Source organism: Bacteroides sp. AM07-18 (assembly GCF_003602695.1).
Classification (GTDB): domain Bacteria; phylum Bacteroidota; class Bacteroidia; order Bacteroidales; family Bacteroidaceae; genus Bacteroides; species Bacteroides uniformis.
The window spans coordinates 278,092-300,871 of record NZ_QTLM01000001.1; the positions used below are offsets into that span (position 1 = coordinate 278,092).

The 22,780-nt window shown below is 50.5% G+C and carries 17 protein-coding genes and 2 riboswitches; of the genes, 9 read left to right on the plus strand and 8 right to left on the minus strand.

Annotated elements, in window-relative coordinates:
- Positions 1–14 precede the first annotated feature (14 nt).
- Genes DW096_RS01270 through DW096_RS01280 form a run of 3 tightly spaced genes read right to left on the minus strand, consistent with a single transcriptional unit; the run spans position 15 to position 4,684 of the window.
- Positions 15–962: a sirohydrochlorin cobaltochelatase gene (locus tag DW096_RS01270; RefSeq protein ID WP_120028645.1), complete on the minus strand. Its 948-nt coding sequence runs from the start codon at positions 960–962 to the stop codon at positions 15–17.
- Between the two features lie 17 nt (positions 963–979).
- A complete protein-coding gene (locus DW096_RS01275; protein ID WP_117703344.1) occupies positions 980–2,302 on the minus strand; it encodes a hypothetical protein in 1,323 nt (440 codons plus the stop codon).
- Between the two features lie 21 nt (positions 2,303–2,323).
- Positions 2,324–4,684 carry a TonB-dependent receptor gene (locus DW096_RS01280; protein WP_118940790.1) on the minus strand — a complete coding sequence of 787 codons (2,361 nt, stop codon included), beginning with the start codon at positions 4,682–4,684 and terminating at the stop codon, positions 2,324–2,326.
- Between the two features lie 121 nt (positions 4,685–4,805).
- Positions 4,806–5,014: riboswitch (cobalamin riboswitch) on the minus strand.
- 42 nt (positions 5,015–5,056) lie between these two features.
- Positions 5,057–5,262, plus strand: a riboswitch (cobalamin riboswitch).
- A 134-nt stretch (positions 5,263–5,396) separates the two neighbouring features.
- Between DW096_RS01280 and accC the strand changes: the two genes are divergently transcribed.
- The 4 genes from accC (at position 5,397) to DW096_RS01300 (ending at position 10,855) form a co-directional block, all read left to right on the plus strand.
- Complete coding sequence (gene accC / locus DW096_RS01285; RefSeq protein WP_057252490.1) at positions 5,397–6,908, plus strand: acetyl-CoA carboxylase biotin carboxylase subunit; 1,512 nt, start codon at positions 5,397–5,399, stop codon at positions 6,906–6,908.
- 31 nt (positions 6,909–6,939) lie between these two features.
- On the plus strand, positions 6,940–7,455 hold the full coding sequence (locus tag DW096_RS01290; protein WP_005836686.1) for a biotin/lipoyl-containing protein: 516 nt from the start codon (positions 6,940–6,942) through the stop codon (positions 7,453–7,455).
- Between the two features lie 54 nt (positions 7,456–7,509).
- The gene (locus tag DW096_RS01295) at positions 7,510–9,042 is read left to right on the plus strand and encodes an acyl-CoA carboxylase subunit beta (RefSeq protein WP_009038542.1); all 1,533 of its coding nucleotides are present in this window, start codon (positions 7,510–7,512) and stop codon (positions 9,040–9,042) included.
- Between the two features lie 127 nt (positions 9,043–9,169).
- Positions 9,170–10,855 carry a putative transporter gene (locus tag DW096_RS01300; protein ID WP_009038541.1) on the plus strand — a complete coding sequence of 562 codons (1,686 nt, stop codon included), beginning with the start codon at positions 9,170–9,172 and terminating at the stop codon, positions 10,853–10,855.
- A 95-nt stretch (positions 10,856–10,950) separates the two neighbouring features.
- Here DW096_RS01300 and DW096_RS01305 read toward each other — a convergent pair whose 3' ends face one another.
- Both DW096_RS01305 and DW096_RS01310 read right to left on the minus strand, forming a co-directional pair.
- Complete coding sequence (locus DW096_RS01305) at positions 10,951–11,691, minus strand: nucleotidyltransferase family protein (RefSeq protein ID WP_009038540.1); 741 nt, start codon at positions 11,689–11,691, stop codon at positions 10,951–10,953.
- Positions 11,692–11,716: 25 nt separating this feature from the next.
- The gene (locus DW096_RS01310) at positions 11,717–13,147 is read right to left on the minus strand and encodes an RNase adapter RapZ (RefSeq protein WP_009038539.1); all 1,431 of its coding nucleotides are present in this window, start codon (positions 13,145–13,147) and stop codon (positions 11,717–11,719) included.
- A 94-nt stretch (positions 13,148–13,241) separates the two neighbouring features.
- Between DW096_RS01310 and DW096_RS01315 the strand changes: the two genes are divergently transcribed.
- From DW096_RS01315 to DW096_RS01335, 5 genes are all read left to right on the plus strand, one after another.
- Positions 13,242–14,651: a cobyrinate a,c-diamide synthase gene (locus DW096_RS01315; protein ID WP_009038538.1), complete on the plus strand. Its 1,410-nt coding sequence runs from the start codon at positions 13,242–13,244 to the stop codon at positions 14,649–14,651.
- Positions 14,652–14,701: 50 nt separating this feature from the next.
- Entirely contained in the window at positions 14,702–16,420 is a 1,719-nt protein-coding gene (locus tag DW096_RS01320) for a fimbrillin family protein (RefSeq protein WP_117962419.1), read from the plus strand.
- Positions 16,421–16,563: 143 nt separating this feature from the next.
- On the plus strand, positions 16,564–16,761 hold the full coding sequence (locus DW096_RS01325; protein ID WP_005836934.1) for a hypothetical protein: 198 nt from the start codon (positions 16,564–16,566) through the stop codon (positions 16,759–16,761).
- Positions 16,761–17,354: a zeta toxin family protein gene (locus DW096_RS01330; RefSeq protein ID WP_005829300.1), complete on the plus strand. Its 594-nt coding sequence runs from the start codon at positions 16,761–16,763 to the stop codon at positions 17,352–17,354. The genes DW096_RS01325 and DW096_RS01330 overlap by 1 nt, the downstream gene beginning before the upstream one ends.
- Positions 17,355–17,357: 3 nt before the next feature.
- Complete coding sequence (locus DW096_RS01335; protein WP_005836935.1) at positions 17,358–17,930, plus strand: cob(I)yrinic acid a,c-diamide adenosyltransferase; 573 nt, start codon at positions 17,358–17,360, stop codon at positions 17,928–17,930.
- 31 nt (positions 17,931–17,961) lie between these two features.
- Here DW096_RS01335 and pncB read toward each other — a convergent pair whose 3' ends face one another.
- From pncB to DW096_RS01355, 3 genes are all read right to left on the minus strand, one after another.
- On the minus strand, positions 17,962–19,146 hold the full coding sequence (gene pncB, locus DW096_RS01340) for a nicotinate phosphoribosyltransferase (RefSeq protein WP_005829296.1): 1,185 nt from the start codon (positions 19,144–19,146) through the stop codon (positions 17,962–17,964).
- A gap of 240 nt (positions 19,147–19,386) precedes the next feature.
- Positions 19,387–21,777 (minus strand): ABC transporter permease, encoded by a 2,391-nt coding sequence (locus DW096_RS01350; RefSeq protein ID WP_117962421.1) that lies wholly within the window; start codon positions 21,775–21,777, stop codon positions 19,387–19,389.
- Positions 21,774–22,769 carry an HlyD family secretion protein gene (locus DW096_RS01355; protein WP_016273657.1) on the minus strand — a complete coding sequence of 332 codons (996 nt, stop codon included), beginning with the start codon at positions 22,767–22,769 and terminating at the stop codon, positions 21,774–21,776. The genes DW096_RS01350 and DW096_RS01355 overlap by 4 nt, the downstream gene beginning before the upstream one ends.
- Between the last annotated feature and the right edge of the window lie 11 nt (positions 22,770–22,780).

Here is a 22,780-nt window from a genome sequence, read left to right on the forward strand (position 1 = left end):
CACTAATGGGTATATTATTCTGTGTCTTTTCCGGCAGCATAGGCCGCCTTCTTCGTCATGATGTCCAGCATGCGGTGCTTCAGTCCGAAACGGATATGGTCAATGAATATTTCTTGAATTTCCGGAATTTGTCCCAGTCCTTCCAGTTGTGCACTGACGGTGAAGCCTTCTTTCTCGAGCATCTCCTTCCACTCTCCGGCAATGTCGTTTTTGGCATGGTCTCCGGCAACAAACATGAAGGGTATGAGGGTCACACGTTTGGCTTTCCCGGCTTTCAGTTGTGCCAGCATGGTGTCAAAGGTTGGATAACCTTCGATGGTGCCCACATGGAAATTGGTCAGTCCGCCTGCTTTCAGCATATAGTCCATCTGACTGTAGATGGCGGTACTGGGGGTATAGGTGCCGTGGCCCACAAGGACGAAGTGTTCTTTGGTAGCTTTCTTGCTTTGTGCCGGGGCGTTGTAGCGGTTCCCCAGAATACTTGCCACTTTCTCTGCATCTTCGATAGAGTAGAGCAGGGGAGTACCTACACGTATTTCCTTGAAGAAGGGTAGTGCGTTTTCCACATCCCGGTGGAGGGATTCCATTTCTACTCCGTCAATGATGTTGGTACTCTGTACGATGAGGTGTGTGTAACCTTCGCTGCGCAGTTTCAGCATGGCATCCAGTGGAGTCAGCTTCGTGATGCCGCGCTCTTTCAAGCGGCGGATGATGATGCGCGACGTATAGGCTTCTTGGAACTTCAACTCCGGGAAGGCGGCTTGTGCCTTGGCGTTGATGGCATCAATGGTGAGGGCGCGGGTATCGTCGTGCGTAGTGCCGAAGTGCACCATGAGCAGGGCGGCTTTGTCGCCGGGTTTCATACTTGCAAGCATATCGCTGTGCTCGTAGTTGCCTCCCCCGTGCGCATGGCAGAGGAGGAGGAAATTACAAAGGAATAAAAAGACAAACAAATTCTTCATAAATACTGATGCTTGTTTTAATCGTTCTCTATGACACGTATCATATCGAAGTAGAAGCGTCCGTCCACTTCGGCTCCTTTCTCTACATTACCGGTCTTGATGTCATAGATGTAGATAACGGCGTTGGCATCTTCTTCAGTGTTTACACCAATGTATGCTTTGTTGTTGAAGATGACAGAACGCTGTGAGAAGCGACCGCCGCTGTAACCGATTTCCTTGCCATCATAGCTTAAGCGTGTCTTGGTTCCGGTGGTAAGATCGATGACGGTATAGTAGTGTGAGAATGCATCGATAGCTGTAGGCTTTTTGATTCCTGCAGCAGCTGCTTTATCGCTGATAGGAGCTTTGTCATTGCGAGCATAGACCAAAGCTTTGTTGTTTCCTAAATACTGAACTGTCATCAACTTACCGTCTGCATTTTGATAACCGTTGTAGGAAGTGTCAAATTCTGTTGCGCCTACCTTAATGCGTAGTAGCATCCCCTTTTCAATACCACTTGCCTCTTCATGGAAACAAGCCAGGTAGAGGTTGTCTGCTTCGTCATACATCACGCAGTTTTGCATCAGCTCTCCATAGGCACTTCCTGCCATTTCACCTTCAACGGGAGATTTGATGTCTTTTTCTACTTCCATAGTTACCGGATTGATGATGGCTGTGTGGAAATTAGGCTCTTGTTCGCTTGCAATTGTCAGACCGGCTTTTTCTTTCCAATAATAGAAGTAGTACAATCTATTGTCCGATTTGCGGTAGGTAAGGATACCGGAGCTTGTCAGCTTGGTCCAGTTGGTAGGATCAGGTATGTTCAGAGTACCTTCATCGAGGATTGTCAGGTCTTTTGCGTTCAGCTTTGTATAAATCACTTGGTCTTTCCCGCCATTGGTAGACATGATGATGAGTGTATTGTCGTCAATCCAGGCATGTGTGTAGGCACGCACCTTATAGCTGTTGGTCTTGAAGGGACGTTCTGCAATTACCTGAACAGCATTGTTCTTGATTTGATATTTCACGAAACGGTCATTGGTTGCGGGAATCTGGTAGTAATATTTTCCTTTAGAGATAGTCTCCATGGAGTAATCTCCCAGTTCCGAACCTTCTCTTTTCACAGTGATGACACCCTGCTCTGCGGCCAATGAGTTGACGCTATGGACGATAGTGGTATTCTTGCTACTCATCCCGCCGTGCTTGTCTACGGTTACAAATAGGTCGAAGTGATAGTTATCCTCATTGACTTCCGGGTCCGGATTAGGATTAGGTTCCGGGTCATCATCGGAACACGCTGTGAATGACAGTGCCATCATGGCAGCCATAAAGGCAATCAGTGTAAATTTGAATTTTCTCATTTTGAATGAATTATTAAATGATTAGTTAATGAATAGTCTGAATTTAGCAAAAAAAGCACGTCCGGGCTTCTGCAGCTTGTAGTTGTCATAGGCTGTCTTGTCGAGGAAGTTGGTACACTCCAAAGCCAGATTATAGCGTCCGCGTCTCCATGAGTAAGTGATGTCGGCATTACAGATGTGCTGGGCGGGAATGCGTGCCTTGTTGTCATACGAGCCGTAAGCTTCCCAGGTCAAAAAGTACCAGTGCACCCACTGATAGGTACAACCCAGGCGCAGTCTGCTTTCGGGCAGGGCGATGTTGCGGAAGGTATAGTATGCTTCTACACTGCCAAAGAGCCAGGGACGGTTGGGCACACGGTTGTTGTAGGTGGCGGAGGGTTTTCCGTCGCCCTTGTACTTCTGCTGGTCGCGGGTGTCTTGGTAACTGACGTTGGTGGAGAGCTGCAGTCTGCCTTGCCAGTCGTAGCGTATTTCCCCTTCCACACCTTTCACGTGGACGGCAGGGACGTTGGTATATTGCATCGTGCCTTCTTTCTCGGCAATGCTGGTCTGAATGTAGTTGTTTACCTTGCGGAAAAATCCGCTCATCTCGTAATAGAATGTATGTCCATTGCCCGGGTGCCATGTGCCGAATAGAGAAGCATTGAAGTTGTTACTGTTTTCCGGTTTCAGTGCCACGTTGGCATAGATGGTGGTACCGTTTCCCAACAGCTCGCGGGCAATGGGTAGTCTCACACTATGTTCGTAGGATACTTTGATGGATAAAGGTTCTACGATGGTGTATCGAAGTCCAGCACCGTAGCCCAAGTAGTTCTTGGTGGTGGAACCTTGCACATCCTTCGAGCCGGTCACGCTGGATTGGTCGGTCTGCCGGATATTGGGATGGTTGATGTAGTCTTTTATGAAGAATACGTTTTCCATCTTGCCATCCAACAGAGACTGGTTGTAGGAGAGTCCCAGGATATGTTTGGTAACCACATCTTTTGACGGCTCGAAGCTGGTATCAAGGTCATCGAAGCGGTCGTTTCCGGTACGGCTCAAATGGTAGTTCAGATTAAAGCTGTGATGGGTATTCAGCTGATAGTCCAGGTTGGTGCGCATAATGGTGAGCGGACGCTTGTAGTGGCGTATGGATGGTTCTTTGCCCATAATCTCGTTGCGCTGGCTCACGATGTATCCTCCATCCCAATAGTACTTCCGATAGGCAGTGTCCACGGTCAAGGAATGGTCCCAGGTGTGGGAGAGGGAGGCATTCAGTTGCATGTTCTTCAGGATGAAGTTGTACTTCTGATAGCGGGCAGAGATGTTCCAGGAATCGGAATTCCTTTCTGCCATTCCGTATACTTTGTTTTGGACAGACCCCGTCTGCAGTTCCTTGTCTGTTTTTGAATAGGAGGCGGAAACAAAGAAGGCATCAGCCCAGGATTTGTTGACAAATCCGGCTTCCACCTGTGCCAGTAGCGAGAAGTAGCCGTCATGAAAACGCTTGGGATTGCCATATATGAAATTGTCTCCGCTTTCGTCGCGCATCTGCACATTCTTCATTCTATAATCGTTTTTGGAGTAGTTGATGCCAACGGTTGGCCGGACTATTAGTCCGGTTCCCTTTTCTACGAACTGGGTGTTCAGGTCCGTCTTGTGTGTATGGAAGGAGCCGATGCCGTAAGATACATCCAGATAATTCTTCTTCTCCTGCTTTGTAATGATATTGATGGCACCGCCCAGTGCATCTGTTCCCAAGCTGGCAGGGACTACTCCTTTGTATATCTCAATCCGGTCTATGATGTTAATGGGTAAGTTGGCGAGGGAAACACCGCTTCCTTTGGTGTCCAGTGGCATTCCGTCCAGAAAGTAGCGGATTGAATTTCCGGACAAGCCGTTGATGGAGAGGTCGAAGTCCGAGCCAACCCCGCCTTCCTCTCTCACCTTGATGCCCGTTGTACGGTTCACCAGGTCGTTGAGGTTATTTAGTGAGTTTACTATCGGCTTGATGTCGAGTGCATTGACAGCAAAGGCCCCTTCCTTCACTTTCTGCGTTTGGGTCTTTCCGTATACTTCGACAGAATTCAATGCCACGGCGCTTTCCTGCAATGTGAAATTCTGTTTTTTATCCTGCCGGATGTCGAGGGATTGTTTCACGGTTTGGTAGCCCAGGAAGGAGACGATGAAGGTATGTTTACCCGGAGCGACTTGCAGTGAATACTTCCCCCGGTCGTCCGTATAGGTGCCGGAGGTGGTGTTTTCCACTGCGATGGTGGCTTGGGCTACCGGTGTCCCGTGCTGGTCTTTGACTTTTCCGGATAAGGTGACCTTATTCTGTGCCATACTACCTGCAGGCAGTAGGCAGATAAATGTAAATAGCAGTCCTGTGATGAATCTCATTTCAGTTCCTTATAAGCGTTCGTAACTTGCCCTCAAGGAAAAATGAACAAAGAGAAAGATTCCTTTATATGGATAAAGAATGCCTCGACTCAATGTTTTGTTGCTTTATTCCCCGAAAGCACTAAAACTATGTTGTCTTGGCAGGTCTTCTGACTTATCCCTCTTTGAATGCCTTCCCATCCGCCGGGCGGACAGTGGCTTGTAGAATATTCAAAGATTTTGGAAGGATTTACAGCAGCGGGTCTGTTCAGGATTTGCACCTGATTCCCTTTTTCATCACTCATCTCCAACAGAACCGGGAGAGGTGAAACCAAAACTGGGACAAAGATAACAAAAACTATTAGGTTTGCGAATACTCCTGATAATTTTTGTTATCTTTGCCCGCGAATTGGTTCCGGATGCATGTTTCCATCATCTGGATTAAAAGGGAATCGGGTGTAAATCCCGGACAGTCCCGCTGCTGTGAAGCTCCGTTTATATCATGAAAAACACCCTTGCCACTGATATGCATTGAAATATCGGGAAGGCTTCAGGATTAGGAGTCAGTCAGAAGACCTGCCATTCATTAAAGGCTGCCTTTGCTCGTGGGTTAGGAAGACAGTACGAAGATATTAGTTGAACATTTAAACAAGAAATGGAATGCCTTTGTTAAAGGTATGTCCGCATTGTGGTGTGACTATATATATCCTTTATATATTAAAGAAAAAGTAAAATGATTAAGAAAGTATTGATTGCCAACAGAGGTGAGATTGCCTTGCGCGTCATGCGTTCGTGCCGGGAGATGGGACTGCTTACAGTTGCGGTCTTCTCCGAGGCCGACCGCACCTCTCATCATGTGGCATATGCCGATGAGGCTTATCCGATAGGACCGGCCGTGGCAAAAGAGAGTTATCTGAATATTGAAAAAGTGATTGCCACGGCAAAGCGATGCGGTGCCGATGCCATCCATCCGGGTTACGGCTTTTTGTCGGAGAACTCGGAGTTTGCACGCCGTTGCAAGGAGGAAGGGATTATCTTTATCGGTCCCGCCGCCGAGACGATGGAGGCGATGGGCGACAAGATAGCTGCCCGCAAGCGAATGATTGCGGCAGGCGTACCCGTGGTTCCCGGAACGGAACAACCTTTGCAGAGTGCCGAAGAAGCCGTGCGCATCTGCAACGAGGTAGGTTATCCCGTGATGCTGAAGGCGTCTATGGGTGGCGGTGGTAAAGGTATGCGCCTTATCCATAACGAGAGCGAAGTGGTGGAAGCCTACAACACGGCACGCTCCGAGTCCATGTCCTCCTTTGGAGACGACACGGTCTATCTGGAAAAGTTCGTGGAAGAACCCCACCACATCGAGTTCCAGATATTGGGCGACAACCACGGCAACGTCATCCACCTCTTCGACCGCGAATGCTCCGTGCAGCGTCGCAATCAGAAGGTGGTAGAAGAAAGCCCGTCACCCTTCCTTACGCCGGAATTGCGCCGGGAGATGGGGGAGAAGGCGGTTGCCGCAGCCAAGGCAGTGAACTACTCCGGTGCAGGTACCATCGAGTTTTTGGTAGACAAGAACCGTCGGTTCTACTTCCTCGAAATGAATACGCGCTTGCAAGTGGAGCACCCCATCACGGAAGAAGTGGTAGGCGTGGACCTGGTGAAAGAGCAAATCCGCATTGCTAACGACGAGGTGCTGCACCTCAAGCAGGAGGAACTGTTCCAGCGCGGCCATGCTATAGAGTGCCGCATCTGTGCCGAAGATACGGAAAACAACTTCATGCCGTCTCCCGGTGTCATCAAGCAACTGACGGAACCGAACGGAATCGGTGTCCGCATTGATAGCTACGTGTACGACGGCTATGAGATTCCCATCTACTACGACCCTATGATAGGTAAGCTCATCGTATGGGCAACCACCCGCCAGTATGCCATCGAGCGTATGCGCCGTGTGCTCTACGAGTACAAGATTACGGGCGTAAAGACCAACCTTGCCTATCTGAAGCGCATCATGCACGTGCCCGACTTTGTGAAGGGAGAGTACAACACCCTCTTTATCGAGAAGAACGCCCGCATGCTGGTACGTACCAACACTGCCAACGAAGAGTTGGAGAACATCGCCATGATAGCTGCCTATATGGACTATCTGGTCAATCTGGAGGAGAATGTTTCGGCACAGCTGTCCGATGGCCGCCCCATCAGCCGTTGGAGGGAATTTGGCTTGCAGAAGGGAGTGCTCAGGATTTAAGGAATGGATAATTGATAATGGATAATTAATAATGGAAATACATATAGGAGACCGTATCGCAGACATTACCCTGGTGGGTAAGGAAGGGAATAAGGTACAACTTACCATTGACGGAAAGCCCTACGAAGTGGACATTGTGATGGCAGAGAACGGAAGTTGCTCCATCCTGCACAACGGAAACTCGTTCAACGCAGGCCTTGTGCGCGGCGAGGGCGGCAAGAGTTATGACATCAGCATGCTCCAGCGTTCCTTTCATGTGGACATCGTGGACACGCAAGCCAAGTATCTGCACATGAAGAAAGGAGCCGACGAGAAGCAGGGCGACAAGATTCTGGCGCCGATGCCGGGCAAGGTAGTGAGCATCCCCGTCAAGGTGGGCGACCGACTGGCTGCCGGAGACATTGCCGTGGTGCTGGAAGCCATGAAGATGCAGAGTAACTATAAGGTAAATGCCGACTGCATCGTCCGCAACATCCTCGTGAGCGAGGGCGAACCGGTAAATGCCAACCAAGTATTGATTGAATTGGAGTTGATAAAGGAGGAATAATCCCGAGTCGCATTCAGTCCGTATATTATAAATCACTAAATTGTAAATGCAAATATGAACAGAGAAGAAATATACCGCCAGTTTGAGGAACTGGATAAACGTGCCTCGCTGGGTGGGGGCGTAGACAAGATAGAGAAACAACACGCCTCCGGCCGCATGACTGCCCGCGAACGTATTGACATGCTGCTGGACAAAGGCTCGTTCAATGAGCTGGACAAGTTCGTGAACCACCGTTGCACCAACTTCGGCATGGAGAAGAAACAGATTGCCGGAGACGGCATGGTGTCCGGTTACGGAAAGATAGACGGCCGCCTTGTATTTGTCTATGCCTACGACTTCACGGCGCATGGCGGTTCGCTCAGCGAGACGAATGCCGCAAAGATTGTAAAGGTGCAGCAGCTTGCCCTGAAGAACGGTGCTCCCGTCATTGCCCTCAACGATTCGGGCGGCGCACGCATCCAGGAAGGTGTGAACAGCTTGGCAGGCTATGCCTCCATCTTCTATCAGAACACCATTGCGTCGGGTGTCATTCCGCAGATATCCGCTATTCTGGGTCCGTGTGCCGGTGGGGCATGCTACTCTCCGGCGCTTACCGACTTTATCTTCATGGTAAAGGAGCAGAGCCACATGTTTATCACCGGTCCGGACGTGGTAAAGACCGTGACCCACGAGGAGGTGGACAAGGAGGAACTGGGCGGTGCCTATACGCATAGCAGCAAGAGCGGCGTTACCCACTTCATGTGCAATACGGAGGAGGAGACACTGATGAGCATCCGCGAGCTGCTGAGCTTCCTGCCGTCCAACAATATGGAGGATGCTCCCTTCACTCCCTGCTCCGACGATATCCATCGCCGGGTAGAGGCGCTTCAGACCGTCATTCCTGAGGACCCGAACATGCCCTATGACATCAAGGATATTATAGAACCGGTGCTGGACAACCAGTACTTCTTCGAAGTGATGCCTCACTTTGCCAAGAACGTCGTTATCGGTTTCGGTCGTCTGAACGGGCGTTCGGTAGGTATCGTGGCAAACCAACCTGCCTATTTGGCGGGTGTGCTCGATATTGATGCCAGCGACAAGGCGGCACGTTTCATTCGTTTCTGCGACTGCTTCAACATCCCGCTGATAACCTTCGAAGATGTTCCCGGCTTCTTGCCCGGAACGATGCAGGAGCACAACGGCATCATCCGCCACGGCGCCAAGATTGTCTATGCCTATGCCGAGGCCACCGTGCCCAAGATAACGCTGATTACCCGCAAGGCATACGGCGGCGCCTACATCGTGATGTCCAGCAAACCGACGGGTGCCGACGTGAACCTGGCTTATCCGCAGGCGGAAATCGCCGTGATGGGTGCCGAGGGTGCAGTGAACATCCTCTACCGCAAGTCCTCTGCCGAAGAGAAGCAGGAGATTATCAAGGAGTATGAAGACAAGTTCTCCAACCCTTACCGCGCCGCCGAGCGTGGCCTCATAGATGAGGTCATCATGCCGCGTGACACCCGCTACAAGCTGGTGCAGGCATTGGAGATGGCGCACAACAAGAATCAGAGCAATCCACCGAAAAAGCACGGCAACATGCCTTTATAATAGTAGTTATTTTTTATGTGTGAAATGCGTATCCCCGGAGAAGTGATTTCTGTGGGGATACACTTTTTAAATAGAGAATTAAGAATTAAACAATAAGGCTGAAAAGTAAAAACTAAAGATAGAAACTATGGAACTATTAAGAAACCTCTTTGAGGGTTATCCCAACCTTTGGGGCGGAGGAGTGGCACACTCTGTCCTAATTCTGTCCCTGGTCATCACCTTCGGTATCATGCTGGGCAAGTTGAAGGTGGCAGGCATCTCGCTGGGTGTCACCTGGATTTTGTTTGTGGGCATTGTCTTCGGACATTTCGACATGAACCTCGACGAACATCTGCTGCACTTCCTGAAGGAGTTCGGCTTGATACTGTTTGTCTATTCCATCGGTCTGCAAGTGGGACCGGGATTCTTCTCCGCTTTCAAGAAGGGCGGACTTACGCTGAACATGGTAGCAATGCTTTCCGTCTTCCTCAGCGTGGTTATCACCATTGTGTTGCACTTTGCCACCGGAATCCCCATTACTACGATGGTGGGTATCTTGTCCGGAGCCGTGACCAATACCCCCGGTCTGGGTGCTGCCCAGCAGGCAAACAGTGACCTCAACGGGGTGGATGCTCCGGAAATCGCACTCGGATATGCCGTTGCCTATCCGCTGGGTGTGGTGGGCTGCATCCTGGCGCTGCTAGCCTTGAAGATTTTCATGCGGATTAACACCCAAAAAGAAGAGGAGGATGCCGAGCACGGGCTGGGTCATCTGCAGGAGCTGACCGTGCGTCCCATATCGGTAGAGATACGCAATGAGGCAATAGACGGCAAGCGGATCAGAGATGTGAAACCATTGTTGAACCGTGCGTTTGTCATCTCCCGCATCCGGCACACCGGCAGTCAGGAAACAGAACTGGCGAATGCCGATACGGTGCTGCACATGCAGGATGAAATTCTGTTCATTGCCAACCCGAAAGATGTGGAGGCCATTGTTGCCTTCTTCGGAAGAAAAATTTCGGTGGAGTGGGAACGGGAGGACAAGAACTTGATTTCACGCCGCATCCTCATCACCAAGCCGGAACTGAACGGCAAGTCTCTGTCTCAGCTCAAGATACGTAACAACTTCGGTGCCTGCATCACCCGTATCAACCGTTCGGGCGTGGACCTGGTGGCAACTCCCCACTTGCAGTTGCAGATGGGAGACCGTGTGACGATTGTAGGCAGTGAGCTTGCCGTGAGCCATGCGGAGAAGGTGCTGGGTAACTCGCTGAAGCGTCTCAACCATCCCAACTTGATTCCTATCTTCCTGGGTATTGCCCTGGGATGTATCTTGGGCAGTCTGCCGTTCATGTTCCCCGGCATTCCCCAACCCGTGAAACTGGGACTGGCCGGCGGACCGTTGGTGGTTTCCATCCTCATCAGCCGTTTCGGGCCTCAATATAAGCTGATAACCTACACGACGATGAGTGCCAATCTGATGATACGCGAAATCGGTATCGCCTTGTTCCTGGCCTGCGTGGGGTTGGGTGCAGGAAAGGGATTCATCGATACCATTATCTACGAAGGCGGCTATGTGTGGATTGGCTATGGGGCCATCATCACGGTTGTCCCGTTGCTGGTGACAGGATTCATGGGGCGCTATTTCTGGAAGCTGAACTACTATACGCTGATAGGTGTGCTGTCCGGAGCTAACACCAATCCACCTGCATTGGCCTATTCCTCGGACTTGACATCCTGCGATGCCCCTGCGGTGGGATACGCCACAGTCTATCCGCTGGCTATGTTCCTGCGGGTGCTGACGGCTCAGTTGCTGATACTGGCGTTGGCGTAGTTTCACCATAGATAATCTATGGTACATAGGTTGATTTGATAACAAGTAATGTAAAGGGAGCTAACAAGTAATGTTAGGCTGCTTTACATTACTTGTTATTTTTGTTTGTAGTATTCCTCCGCTTGTGCCAGTGTCTCCGGTTTGCCGATGTCGAACCAGCGGAATCCTTGCAGCGGATAGCCTTGTATGTGCACCTTTGTGCAGGCGGACAAGTAGAAAGGAATGATGGAGAACTTGCCGTTCCACTGCCCATCGTCCATCAGGTGGAAGAGGGAGGGGGAGATGATGTGGATACCTCCGAAGGCGAGTTCCCGGTACTTCGTTTCCCGGTAGTCGAAGCCTGCCGGTTTCACCTCTCCGGTGGACTTGTTTATCCAGCCGTGCAGGTGGTAGTCGTCGTCAAAAAGGAGATAGCGGGAAGTCTTGCGCTCGCTCACAAGCAGGGTAGACTCCGCATCGCTCTCCAGATGGTGGCGGTAGAGACCTGCAAGGTCAATGTCCGTCAGAATATCCGCGTTGTGCACCAGGAAAGGTTCTTGTCCGTCCAGAAAGGGGCGTGCCTTTTTGATGCCTCCTCCGGTGTCGAGCAGCATGCCGCGTTCGTCGCTGATGTGAATCTCCGTGCCGAAGTTGTCGTGGGCACGGAGGAAGTCGATAATCTGCTCCCCGAAGTGGTGGATATTGACCGTTATCTCGTTGAATCCTGCTTCCTTCAACCGCAGTATCACCCGTTCCAGCATGGGCTTTCCTGCTACGGGAACGAGGGCCTTGGGCATGTTGTCCGTCAAGGGGCGCAACCGGGTGCCCAGGCCGGCGGCGAAAATCATGGCTTTCATATTGGCATATTCTCACATTAGCACATTAAACTTTGGCCTTAAACGTCTGTTCAATATTCTGTTCTCTATGTATCAGGTTCACTTGCACGCCGAACTTCTTGTGCAGATGTTCCGCCAGGTGTTGTGCCGAATATACGGAGCGGTGCTGTCCGCCGGTGCAGCCGAAGCAGACAGACAGATTGGTGAAGCCGCGTTCCATGTAGCGCTTCACGGAAGCGTCGACAAGGGCGTAGGCATGCTCCAGGAATACGGCTATCTCGCCGTCGTCTTCCAGGAAGCGGATAACGGGTTCGTCCAGTCCCGTGAAGGGTTTGTAACGCTCGTACTTGCCGGGGTTGTTCACAGCGCGGCAGTCAAAGACGAAACCTCCTCCGTTGCCCGTGGAATCTTCGGGGATACCTTTTTTGTAGGCAAAGCTGGTGACTTTCACCACGAGGCGACGCTTTTGCAGGTCGTCTGTAAACTGTTTCAGATCGGTGAGTTCGCGCAGAATCCGGCAGAGGTAGGGATATTCTGGATAAGGTTCTTGGAGCAGTTGGCGAAGGTTCTCGATGGCGAAGGGGACACTTTGTATGAAGTGGGGCTTCTTCTCGAAGTAACCGCGGAAACCATAGGCACCCAGCACCTGCATGGTGCGGAACAATACGAAGTGGCGAAGCTGGGCATAGAAATAAGCCTCGTCCACGGGCTGGTACTTGCGCAGGGCGTCGATGTATTCCTTCAGCAACTCTTGGCGCAGGCTGTCGGGATAGTTTGCTTTGGCCTGCCACAAGAAGGAGGCAACGTCGTAGTAGACCGGACCTTTGCGTCCGCCCTGGAAGTCGATGAGCCACGGTTCGCCGTCCTTTATCATAACGTTACGGCTCTGGAAGTCGCGGTACATGAAGGTGGCGGAGCTGCTACGGAGCAACACGTCTGCCATCTTCTGGAAGTCGTCTTCCAGCCGGTCTTCCTGGAAGTCCATTCCCGTAGCCTTGAGGAAGCAGTATTTAAAGTAGTTCAAGTCCCACAGAATGCTGCGGCTATTGAACTCTGCCTGCGGGTAGCAGTAGGAGAAGTCCATGCCGTCGGCTCCGGCAAACTGTACGGCGGGTAGCAGACGGATGGTCTTGCGCAGCAACTGTTTCTCTTCCTCACCGAATACGCTGGTCTTGCGGCCTTTCTCGATGGCATTGAATAGGAGCGAGTCGCCCAGGTCTTCTTGCAGATAATAGATATCATCTTCGGAGCGGATGAACACTTGCGGTACGGGCAGTCCTTTCTGGCGGAAATGTTCTGCCATGTAGAGGAAGGCGCGGTTCTCCTCCACAGACTCTCCGCTGACGCCGATAAGTGTAGGACTTCCGATGAGGCGGAAGTAACGGCGGTTGGAGCCGGAGGAGGGGAGTTCGTCAATCTGTTCCGGTTCGTGTCCGGTATGTGCGATGTAGAGTTTCTTAAGTTCTTCGGTTATCATGGTGGTATGTTTTATTTTCGCAGCTAAGATAAAACTTTTGTCGGAGATATGCTTACCTTTGCAGGAGGAAAATATTTAATTTGATAGCTTCATAATGGATTCCATTCCTCAGTTTCTCATAGCCGCCCCTACATCGGGCAGTGGAAAGACCACCGTCAGTCGTGGACTGATGGCATTGTTTGTGAAGAAAGGTCTGAAGGTGCAGCCTTTCAAGTGCGGTCCCGATTATATAGATACTAAGTATCACGAGGCGGTATGTGGCCGTCCTTCCATCAATCTGGATACTTTCATGGCATCTCCGGAGCATGTCCGCAGTCTGTATGCACGCTATTCGGCAGATGCTGATGTTGCCGTGGTCGAGGGGATGATGGGGATGTACGACGGGTACGACCGCGACCGGGGCTCATCGGCAGAAGTGGCACGGCTCTTGGGTATTCCTGTGGTGCTGGTGGTCGATGCCAAGTCGGCTGCCTATTCCATGGCTCCTTTGTTGTCGGGGTTCATCAATTTCCGTCCGGATATACGTATTGCGGGAGTTATCTTCAATCGTGTCGGCTCACCCCACCACTACCGGATGCTGCAGGAGGTCTGTGAAGACTTGAACGTGACTTGTCTGGGCTATCTGCCCAAACGGAAGGAACTGGAGCAGGAGTCACGCCATCTGGGGCTGGATTTCAGCCGTTCTAAGGAGACGGAGGGGCTGGACATGCTGGCAGGCTTGCTGGAGGAACATGTGGACTGGGAACTGCTACTCTCGACAATCGGGCTTCCATTGCCTGCGGCGGCTGTGGAGGAGAAGTCGGTACTATCAGAGCCGGGGAAGCTGCATATCTCGGTAGCGCGCAACGAAGAGTCCTTTTCCTTCCTCTATGCGGAGCATCTGGATATTCTGCGCTGTATGGGCACGGTCACTTTCTTCAATCCGGAGCAGGACCGGGCTATTCCGCAAGAGACGGATTTGCTCTATCTGCCCGGCGGCTATCCCGAGAACCGTCTGGAGGAACTTGCCGGGGCAAGGCTTGCCAGGGAGTCTATCCGCAGCTATATAGAGGCTGGTGGCAGGACGCTGGCAGAATGCGGGGGGATGATATATCTTTCGCAGTCCGTTCTTTCTGATGGGGATACGGACGGGGGAGGCAGTGATACAGACGGAAGAAGCACCGGGAACAGTGTAAGCAATGTCGGAAATGAGATGGTGGGAGTATTACCTTTCAGCATCACGAACGAGCGTAAACGCAGGAAACTGACATTGGGATACCGTCGATTCGACTATAACGGATGGCGGCTTAAAGGACACGAATTCCATTATACGCAGCTTGCTGTGCCCGAAGCTGGTGGAAAAGAAAGTGGTGCGTACAGTCTTACTCCCTCGATAGTGCAGGTTTTCAATGCCAGAGGAGAGAAGGTCGCTACTCCCATTTTTCGTTATAAGAACCTGATTGCCAGCTATACACATCTGTATTGGGGCGAGATGGATGTGATGTCTTTGTTCGGTGGAGCCTAATCTTGTAAAACATCTTTTGAATCTGCTGGACTTTCCTTCTTTTTCCTTTCATGTTTTGCTTGAAAAGTCCCGGTATTTCTGCATATTTATATTCCAAATTTGTTTGTATCTTTGCGATAGAGAAAAGGTCTACGGGCTGTGAGGGAGTCCCCTTTACAATCCGGGCTATAGTAGCTGATTTTGAAGAGTTATCCCATGCAGGAAAGTCCTCTACACGTACCTCTGTAAAGGATGAACATCTTAAAATGGAGTTTGTCGATGGTGATTCGATTGGTGTTTTTGCCATAAAGGACGGTGCTATAATGGATGATATTGATAATGCCAAATTGGTTTACAATAGGTCAAGCGGCAGTTGGAATCCGGTGGGAAATGGTACACTTTATTGGTATGATGGAGTGAGTTATGTCGCATACTATCCATATAGGAGGAATATCACAATAGATGTCTCAAAGGGTATGGACGGAGCTATTGCCTCACTGACCGGGAATGAAAAACTGCAACCTTCGAAAGACCAGTCCACAACAGAAAAGCATATTGTCAGCGACTTGTTGATTGCCACCGGCGTACCTGCTATTGACAATTCTTCCGGAATAATCTTGAGCTTGCAGTTTCAACACCAGTTTGCATTGCTTGTGTTGCAACCGCAAGTATACGTAGGTTGTTTTGCTCCTGAAAAGGCAGGCTTTGTTTACCATATGGAATCGAGGGTTTTAGGAACAGACTCGGTAGCTATTAATGTGAGTCTGAATGGTATTACTCCATATCAGATAGATTCTTTGAAATATTGTGCCATTGTTCCGCCACAAGCAAATGCACGGGTTACCGGAAACTATACGACTACCAATGGAAGAGATGATACGAATATAAAGATAAATTATTCGGGCAGCTCCATTACTCTTGTTTCTGGAAAATGCTATACTCTGAAAGTTATCAGTCCCGTACCCGGTAAAGGAAGTATAGAAAGAAAGCTTTATCCCGGGGATTTTATCTTTCAGAACGAAATCGATAGAAGAATAGAGGTACATCCAGGAAATGGAATGTTGGAAGAAGATGGGAAAATCTATGATTATAAAAATGCTATCGGAATGGTAATTACTTGCGATCCGGAAAGGATGACAGACAAGAAGTGCAATGAAAAGGGATGGAATCATGCCTATGTGATGATGTTGGATAGTTTGAAAGAAGGGAATTGGGGACCGGTGGATTTAATCGAAGTGGGTATTGACACAATATCAATAGCTGATGTAAAGTCAAAGCATGATTTTAGTAGAATCAAGAATAACATGAATGGCTACTCTGAAACTTTACAGATGCTGGCAAATCATGAGGGTGATGCATCTTTTGTAAGCGACTGTCGTGCTTTTTATCTGGTGAAAACTTACAATAACAGCAATAAGGTACCGGATGGGATTGAACGCAGTCCGTGGTTTCTGCCAAGTATAGGGCAATGGTTTGATATGTTGGTGAATATTTGTGGAAGATCTCCGGAAAACTTCCAACACAATACCGGTAATGGTTTACAAGATGAAAAGTGGGGACAGGAAACGTTAGATAAATTAGAAGGACAGTTATCCAAAGTTGGTAAATCGTTACCGCAGTTTAACGTGAACTACAGACTTGGTTTCAGTTGCAGTTCTCAATATGATAAAGATAGAAACTGGATGCTTCTCTGGCATATCGATGATCCCTTATACAAATGGGAAAGGGTTTGTTTACAAGGATATAATAAGACTTCTGTATGGCATGTCCGGCCGTTTTTTGCTTTTTAATCATTCCTTGATTAAAAACAGTTCTAATCTAAGTTTGAATTCATTATGAAAAAGTCCGGATAGCGCATTGATATTTTATGTAATTTCGTTTGTGTTCTCGAAATAGTGGAGTATCTTTGTTTTCATTTAAATATATTATGATTATGAAACTGAATACTTATCGCTTGTCTTCTTTGGAAGACCCTACTGATGAACAACTGCATGCTTTGATGGAACAAGTGGCTGTTGCGGCCCGTGAAAGTTCTCGCAAGGCAAAAAGAGAATTGGAGCGGAGAATGCAAGAGGTGAGAGAAAAATTGAAAGCATATAGAGCTAAAAATGTAAGTGATATATCCATGTGATGAACGAAAAAAATCCGACACTTTGTATAGTAGCTGGTCCGAATGGTTCGGGTAAAACTTCTACGACAGTGCAACTGCTTCATAATGAATGGGCAGAAAATAGCCTTTACATTAATCCTGATAATATAGCGCAAGAACAATATGGTGATTGGAATTCTCCCGTTGCAGTATTGAAGGCAGCAGAATTGGCGACTAAAATGCGTTATGAGTGTTTAAGGAAAAGGCAAGATTTTGTATTTGAAACAGTCTTTTCCTCAGACGAAAAACTTGCATTTGTTGAAGAAGCAAAAAAAGCAGGATTTTTTATTCGCATTTTTTTTGTCTGTACAAATAATCCTGAGATAAATGTACGGCGTATTACACAGCGCTATTTGAATGGAGGGCATGAAGTTCCCATTTCCAAAATTATTTCCCGTTATTATAAATCGTTATTGAATATAGGCAAAGCAATATCCTTGGTTGATAGGGTATATGTCTACGATAATTCAATAGAAAATCAAATTCCTCGATTATTGTTCCGCACTGTAAACGGGACCCTCTTCAAACAATATGTAGAGGAAATCCCGCAGTGGGCACAGTTCCTTATCAAATAGAGAATGAAAAGAGTCTATACCAAAACTGGAGACAAAGGAACAACGGGTATTCATGGTGGCGCGCGTGTGCCGAAAGATGACATCCGTATCGAGGCAAACGGATGCCTTGATGAATTGAATGCCGTGATTGGTATCGTGCGCTCCATGCTGGCGGCAGAAGATGGATGGCAGGAGTTGCTGCATGCTGTCCAGCGGGAACTGATGGTGGTGATGAGCCATGTGGCCACTCCCTCGGGAGTGGTGAACCCTAATCCGCTTTCTGCCGCAGAGCTCACGCTGCGCTGTGAGCAGGAGATGGATGCCATGACCGTCCTGCTGATGACGGACAACGGCTACTTCCTTTTGCCTGGTGGCACTCCCATATCAGCCCAACTGCAGTTTGCCCGTACCGTGGCCCGCCGTGCCGAACGCCGTTTGTGGACACTCCATCGCCAAGACCCCGTGAACGAGGATATTCTGCGCTTCATCAACCGCCTTTCGGACTTGTTCTTCGTCATGGCCCGCATGGAGATGCAGCGGCAGGACTGGCCGGAGGAGAAATGGCAAGAGTTTGCCTACAAAAGGAAAAGACAGTAAGCACTTATCGCTAACCGCCGGGAAGCTGTTTTCAGCATAGGGGTTCTATTTGCTGTCCGAGCCTTAAATCATACAGACATGCCCGTACTTCCGCTTCGCTGCCGATATGCTTTCCTGCATCGTCGGACAGCTTCACGCATTCGCGCCATTCCTGGTTGACGTTCATCTTGCATTGCGTCAGTTTCATTACGATGTTGGAGGGCTTGAATCCGGTATCATTCGTCAGATTGGTGCCGATGCCGAAGGAGCAGCGGATTTTGCCCCTGCAATGCTCCTGGATGTCGAGTGCCTTGCCAAAATCGAGCGCATTGCTGAAGACGATGGTTTTAGTGGTAGGGTCGATGCCCAGTTCGCGGTAGCGGGCAACGAGCTTGTCGGTGAAATCGAATTCATCGCCGGAGTCGCAGCGTACACCGTCGAATAGTTTGGCCTGCTTGCGGCTCAGGTTACTTAAGAAAATGCCGGAGGTATAGGTATCGGACAGTGCGATGCCCAAGTCACCGTCGTACACGTTCACCCAGTTTTCCAAGGCCATGTAGTTGGCGTGTTTGTAGCCGAACTGTGCGCCGTGGAACATGAACCATTCATGCGGATGCGTCCCCATAGGCTTCATGCCGTATTTCATGGCGAAGTGGCAGTTGGAAGTCCCGGTACAGTATTCGGCGGCTTCCTTCAGACGGTCTATGACTTTGTCCTGCACTTCGAACGAGAAGCGTCTCCGGGTGCCGAACTCTGAAAAATACAGCTGGTGTCGGTTGGAGAGTGCCACCTTTTCGGACAGTTTGCAGAGTATGCCGTCCATGTCGGCCACGTTTCCCAAAGAACGGTTCTTTATTTCGGATACGATAGAAAGCAGGGGGACTTCGTAAAGGGTGGCCTTGTACAGATAGTCCGTGATTTCAATGTTCAGGTGCCGGTCCTCGTCCAGATGGATGCTTACCTTCTCCGGCTGGAAGCGGAAGGAGGAGAGCCACTCCCAATAGACCCTCGGCAGGAAACGGCAGTGGCGGGTCATGTATTCCAGCTCTTCGGCAGTAAGTACGGTCTGTGCCAGGCTGTCCACCGCCTCTTGCAGTTCTTTCAGAAACGTGTCCGTATAGGCGGTGTCGTCTCTGTCCTTGAAGCTGAAAGTGCCCATGGCATAGGGAAACAATTTGATGTAGGCATACGAGGTGGTGAATTTGTAAAGGTCTGTATCGAGTATGGTATGAATCATGGCAAAATATTCTTTAGTTATGATGTTCGATTTTGGGGATGAAGATAGTGAAAATTTCTTATTTGACCAGCCTCTATCTGTTAACAACGGCATATTCCTATTAAACCATGTTATAAATGAGACCGTCATGGACAGAAATTTTGGATATTTCGGGGAAGTCCGTACATTTGCAATGTGTTTTTCATAGTATTAGATTTAAGGTTAACAAAAGATTGGCTGTCTGGGATAGATAGCCTTTTTTTATGCCTTCACTTTTCCTTTTCCGTAGAGGTGGCGTGTAGTGCAGAGCGCCAAAGTTCCATAGACCAATACTTGTATCCACATCGTCAGCATCTGCGGCCATACGTCGGCCAGCGTTCCACCCATTGAATTCAGTTTTACAAAAGCAAGTACGGCAGGACCTGCCGGAAACAGATAGTGGGCTGCCTGCCAATACCATGGCATCAGCTCCAGCGGATAGGACACGCCCGAAAGGAAGATATAGCCCACAGAGAAGAAGGCTATCATCAGTAACGGCGCTTCGGAGTCTGTAAACCAGCGGGAGACGGCCAGGGCAAGGAAACTCGTGCCCAGCAGGAAGGGTATCATCATTGTGACGATGTCTCCTCCGCTGCCGATGTGGGGGATGCTGAACAGATGCGGCAGCAGTCCCAGCAGGAATAGGGAGAACACCACATACAGCATGAAGTATACGAAGGTCCTGCCCCCGACAATCCGTAATGTATCCTTCAATGAGTCGGCACGCATCAGCCGTATTCCTTTTCTTCGGGCTTCCGCTTCCTCGCCCGTTAGCATGGCAATCACCATCAGCATCGTCTGGAAGATGATGACAATTAGGACGGCGGGAATCAGATAGGAACCGTAGCCCTCCGTATAGTTGTAGAGCGCCGTGCCGGACACGCTGACGGGAGCGGACGAAGCCACTGCCAGCAACCCTTGCGGAGGTAGGAATACGGTGCCCTCCATGCGGTGGGCATCGTTCACGGCAAGCATGACGCGCGCACTGGATTCTTGCAGTCCTTTGAAGTTGAGGAAAGCGTCCGTGGCGGCATAGAGTACGAAGACCGAAGTTTCGCCCCGTGCCACACGTGCCTCGAAGTCGGCAGGCAGGTAAAGGATGCCTGCCACGTCGCCCTGCTTCATCCATTGGCGGGCTTCGAGGATGTTGGGTGTCTGGCCGTAGACGGCGGTCTGGGGAGTGGCGTCGAGCAGTCGGATGTATTCGCGGCTGAGGGCAGAGTGGGAGAGGTCTACCACTGCGACAGGAGCCTTGCGCACCAGGTTGGGGGCGTACATGTAGTTGTAGAGCAGTCCGTAGAGGAAGATACCGCCTGCCAGCACGAGCAGGATGGCGGGATTGGTGGCGATGGCATGCCACTCGTGGCGGATGACGGAAGCTGTTGACAATGCGGTAGGTGGGCAAGGTGATGGGGAGGCGGAGATTGCTTCTTCCCTTATCTCTTTTTTTATCCACCATTTCAGCAACGGCAGTATCAGCAGTGCCGTCAATAGGAAGATGAAGAGTGTAGCTACCGACTGCCAGAAGTAGGCAAACCCTGCATCGAAGTAAATCATGGCTTGTGCCGCCTCCGTGAAGTGCCGCACGGGGAAGAGGTAGGAGGCCGCATGCACGGGCGCATACATGGCTGTAACGGGAAACGTGACTCCGGACAGCGTAGCCCCCAACGACCCCACCATGGATACTACACTGATGATATAGGCAATCTTGGGAAAGACAGAATAGATAAAGACCGCCAATGCCTGGGTAGCGATGATGAAGAGCACGGTCACTGCATTCATCAGCCACAGACTGCCAGCGGAGGGGATATGTAGCGGGCCGAACAGTACATAGTTTGCCAGGATACCGATGGACGAGAAGATGAGGGTATAGGGCAGCAGTTTCCCTGCTACGGCAGTGAGGATATTGCCTCGTGCCATCTCCAGCCATTCGCCGGCGCTGCCGAATTTCAGTTCGCTGCCTATGGAGTAGACGGTGGTGAGCAGGATGAGTATCTGGAACAGTACGAAAAAGAAAGGCTGGCTCAGGTAGATGGAGTAGTCCATGTCCGGATTGTAGAGGGGATGGGTACTGGCTTCTACGGGGAGCAGAAAGGTCTGTATCTGTTCTCCGCTGACTCCCAGAGCTTCGGCCTGCATCACGATGGGCGAGAGCGCCACGGGGGCAAGCGTATTCTCGAACGCCGCCATCAGCTCGCTGCCTACCGAAAGAAGGGCATAGTGGTAATAATAGGTGAGCGTTGCGCCAGTTCCCGTCACCGCCTTCTGTTCGAAGCGGGGCGGGATGACGAGGTAGCCGTATATGTCCTTCTGTTGCAATGCCCGGCGGGCGTCGGCTTCGTCGGTGAAGTGCTCCGTCACACGGAAGGTGGGGGCGGCAGAGATGCGCCGGGAGATATTGCGCGAAGTGGCAGTGTTGTCCAGGTCGACGATACCCACGGGAATGTTCTCCATCTGTCCGTTTCCGAAGATGGTGGCCATGAAGAACAGACAGAGTAAGGGTAGCACGACGCAGACGCCGAGGTATAGACGGCGGGAGGTCATGCGGTGCCATTCGCGACGGATAACCATGCGAAGCGCTTTCATTGCGCAGCCAAATTCTTTATCTTTCATTTTTCATTCTTCATTTTTAAAAGTACGGACATCCCCGGTCTCAATCCCTCTACCTGCTGTGTGGGACGTGCGTGTATCTCGAACGTCTGCATGTCATAGCTGCCCGTCTGTTTGGTGGATTTCCAGGTGGCGAAGCTGCCCAGCGGACTGATGTAATAGATGCGGAATTCAATGTCCTTGCCGTCGATGGCGGGGACATCGGCACGGAAAGTGCCTCCCATCTTGAACTGCGGCATCAGGTCCTCGCGTATGTTCAGTACCACGTGTGCATCGTCCATCACGACAAGGCTCATGATGGGAGTGCCGGGGGCCACCAGCTCTCCGCGTTTGGGGAAGATGGTGGCTATCTGGCCGTCTTCGGGAGCAGTCAGGCGGGAGTCGACGAGGAGGGAGGAGACTTCATCGACGGTGCTTCGCGCCGCTTCCACCAGGCTGCGGGCCGAGGCGCGGTCCTCGCTCTGCGCTCCGTCTACGGCCATCTGGTATTGCTCGTAGGCGGCACGTTCGGCGGCTTGGGCGGCTTTGTACATGGCTTCCACCTCGTCACGCCGCTGGGAGGTGACGACACTGTCCTTATAAAGCGTTACAATGCGCTGGTAAGTGGTCTTGGCGAGGGCAAGGTCGCTCTGCGTCTTGTTCCAGAGTTGCCGGGCGGTGGCCACAATCTGGCGGCGGGTACCGGCGTCTATCTTCTTGTTCTGCTCCTGGGCCACCTGCTCCAGGGCATTCACCTGGCGGTATTTGGCTTCGATGGTGGGGCTGTTGATGACGACAAGCGTATCGCCTGCCTTCACCCAGTCGCCCTCTTGTACGAGGAAGGAGTCCACACGTCCGGGCAGCTTTCCGCTGATACGTATTTCCGTTGCTTCCACTTGTCCTTGCAGGACCAGGGGCTGCCGGCTCATGAGTAATATGCCGGCAAGCGAAATGATGACCGTTGCGGCCAGGATAATGACGAATGCAATGCTGATGCTTTTATTATTGATTTTCATAAAGGGTAGGT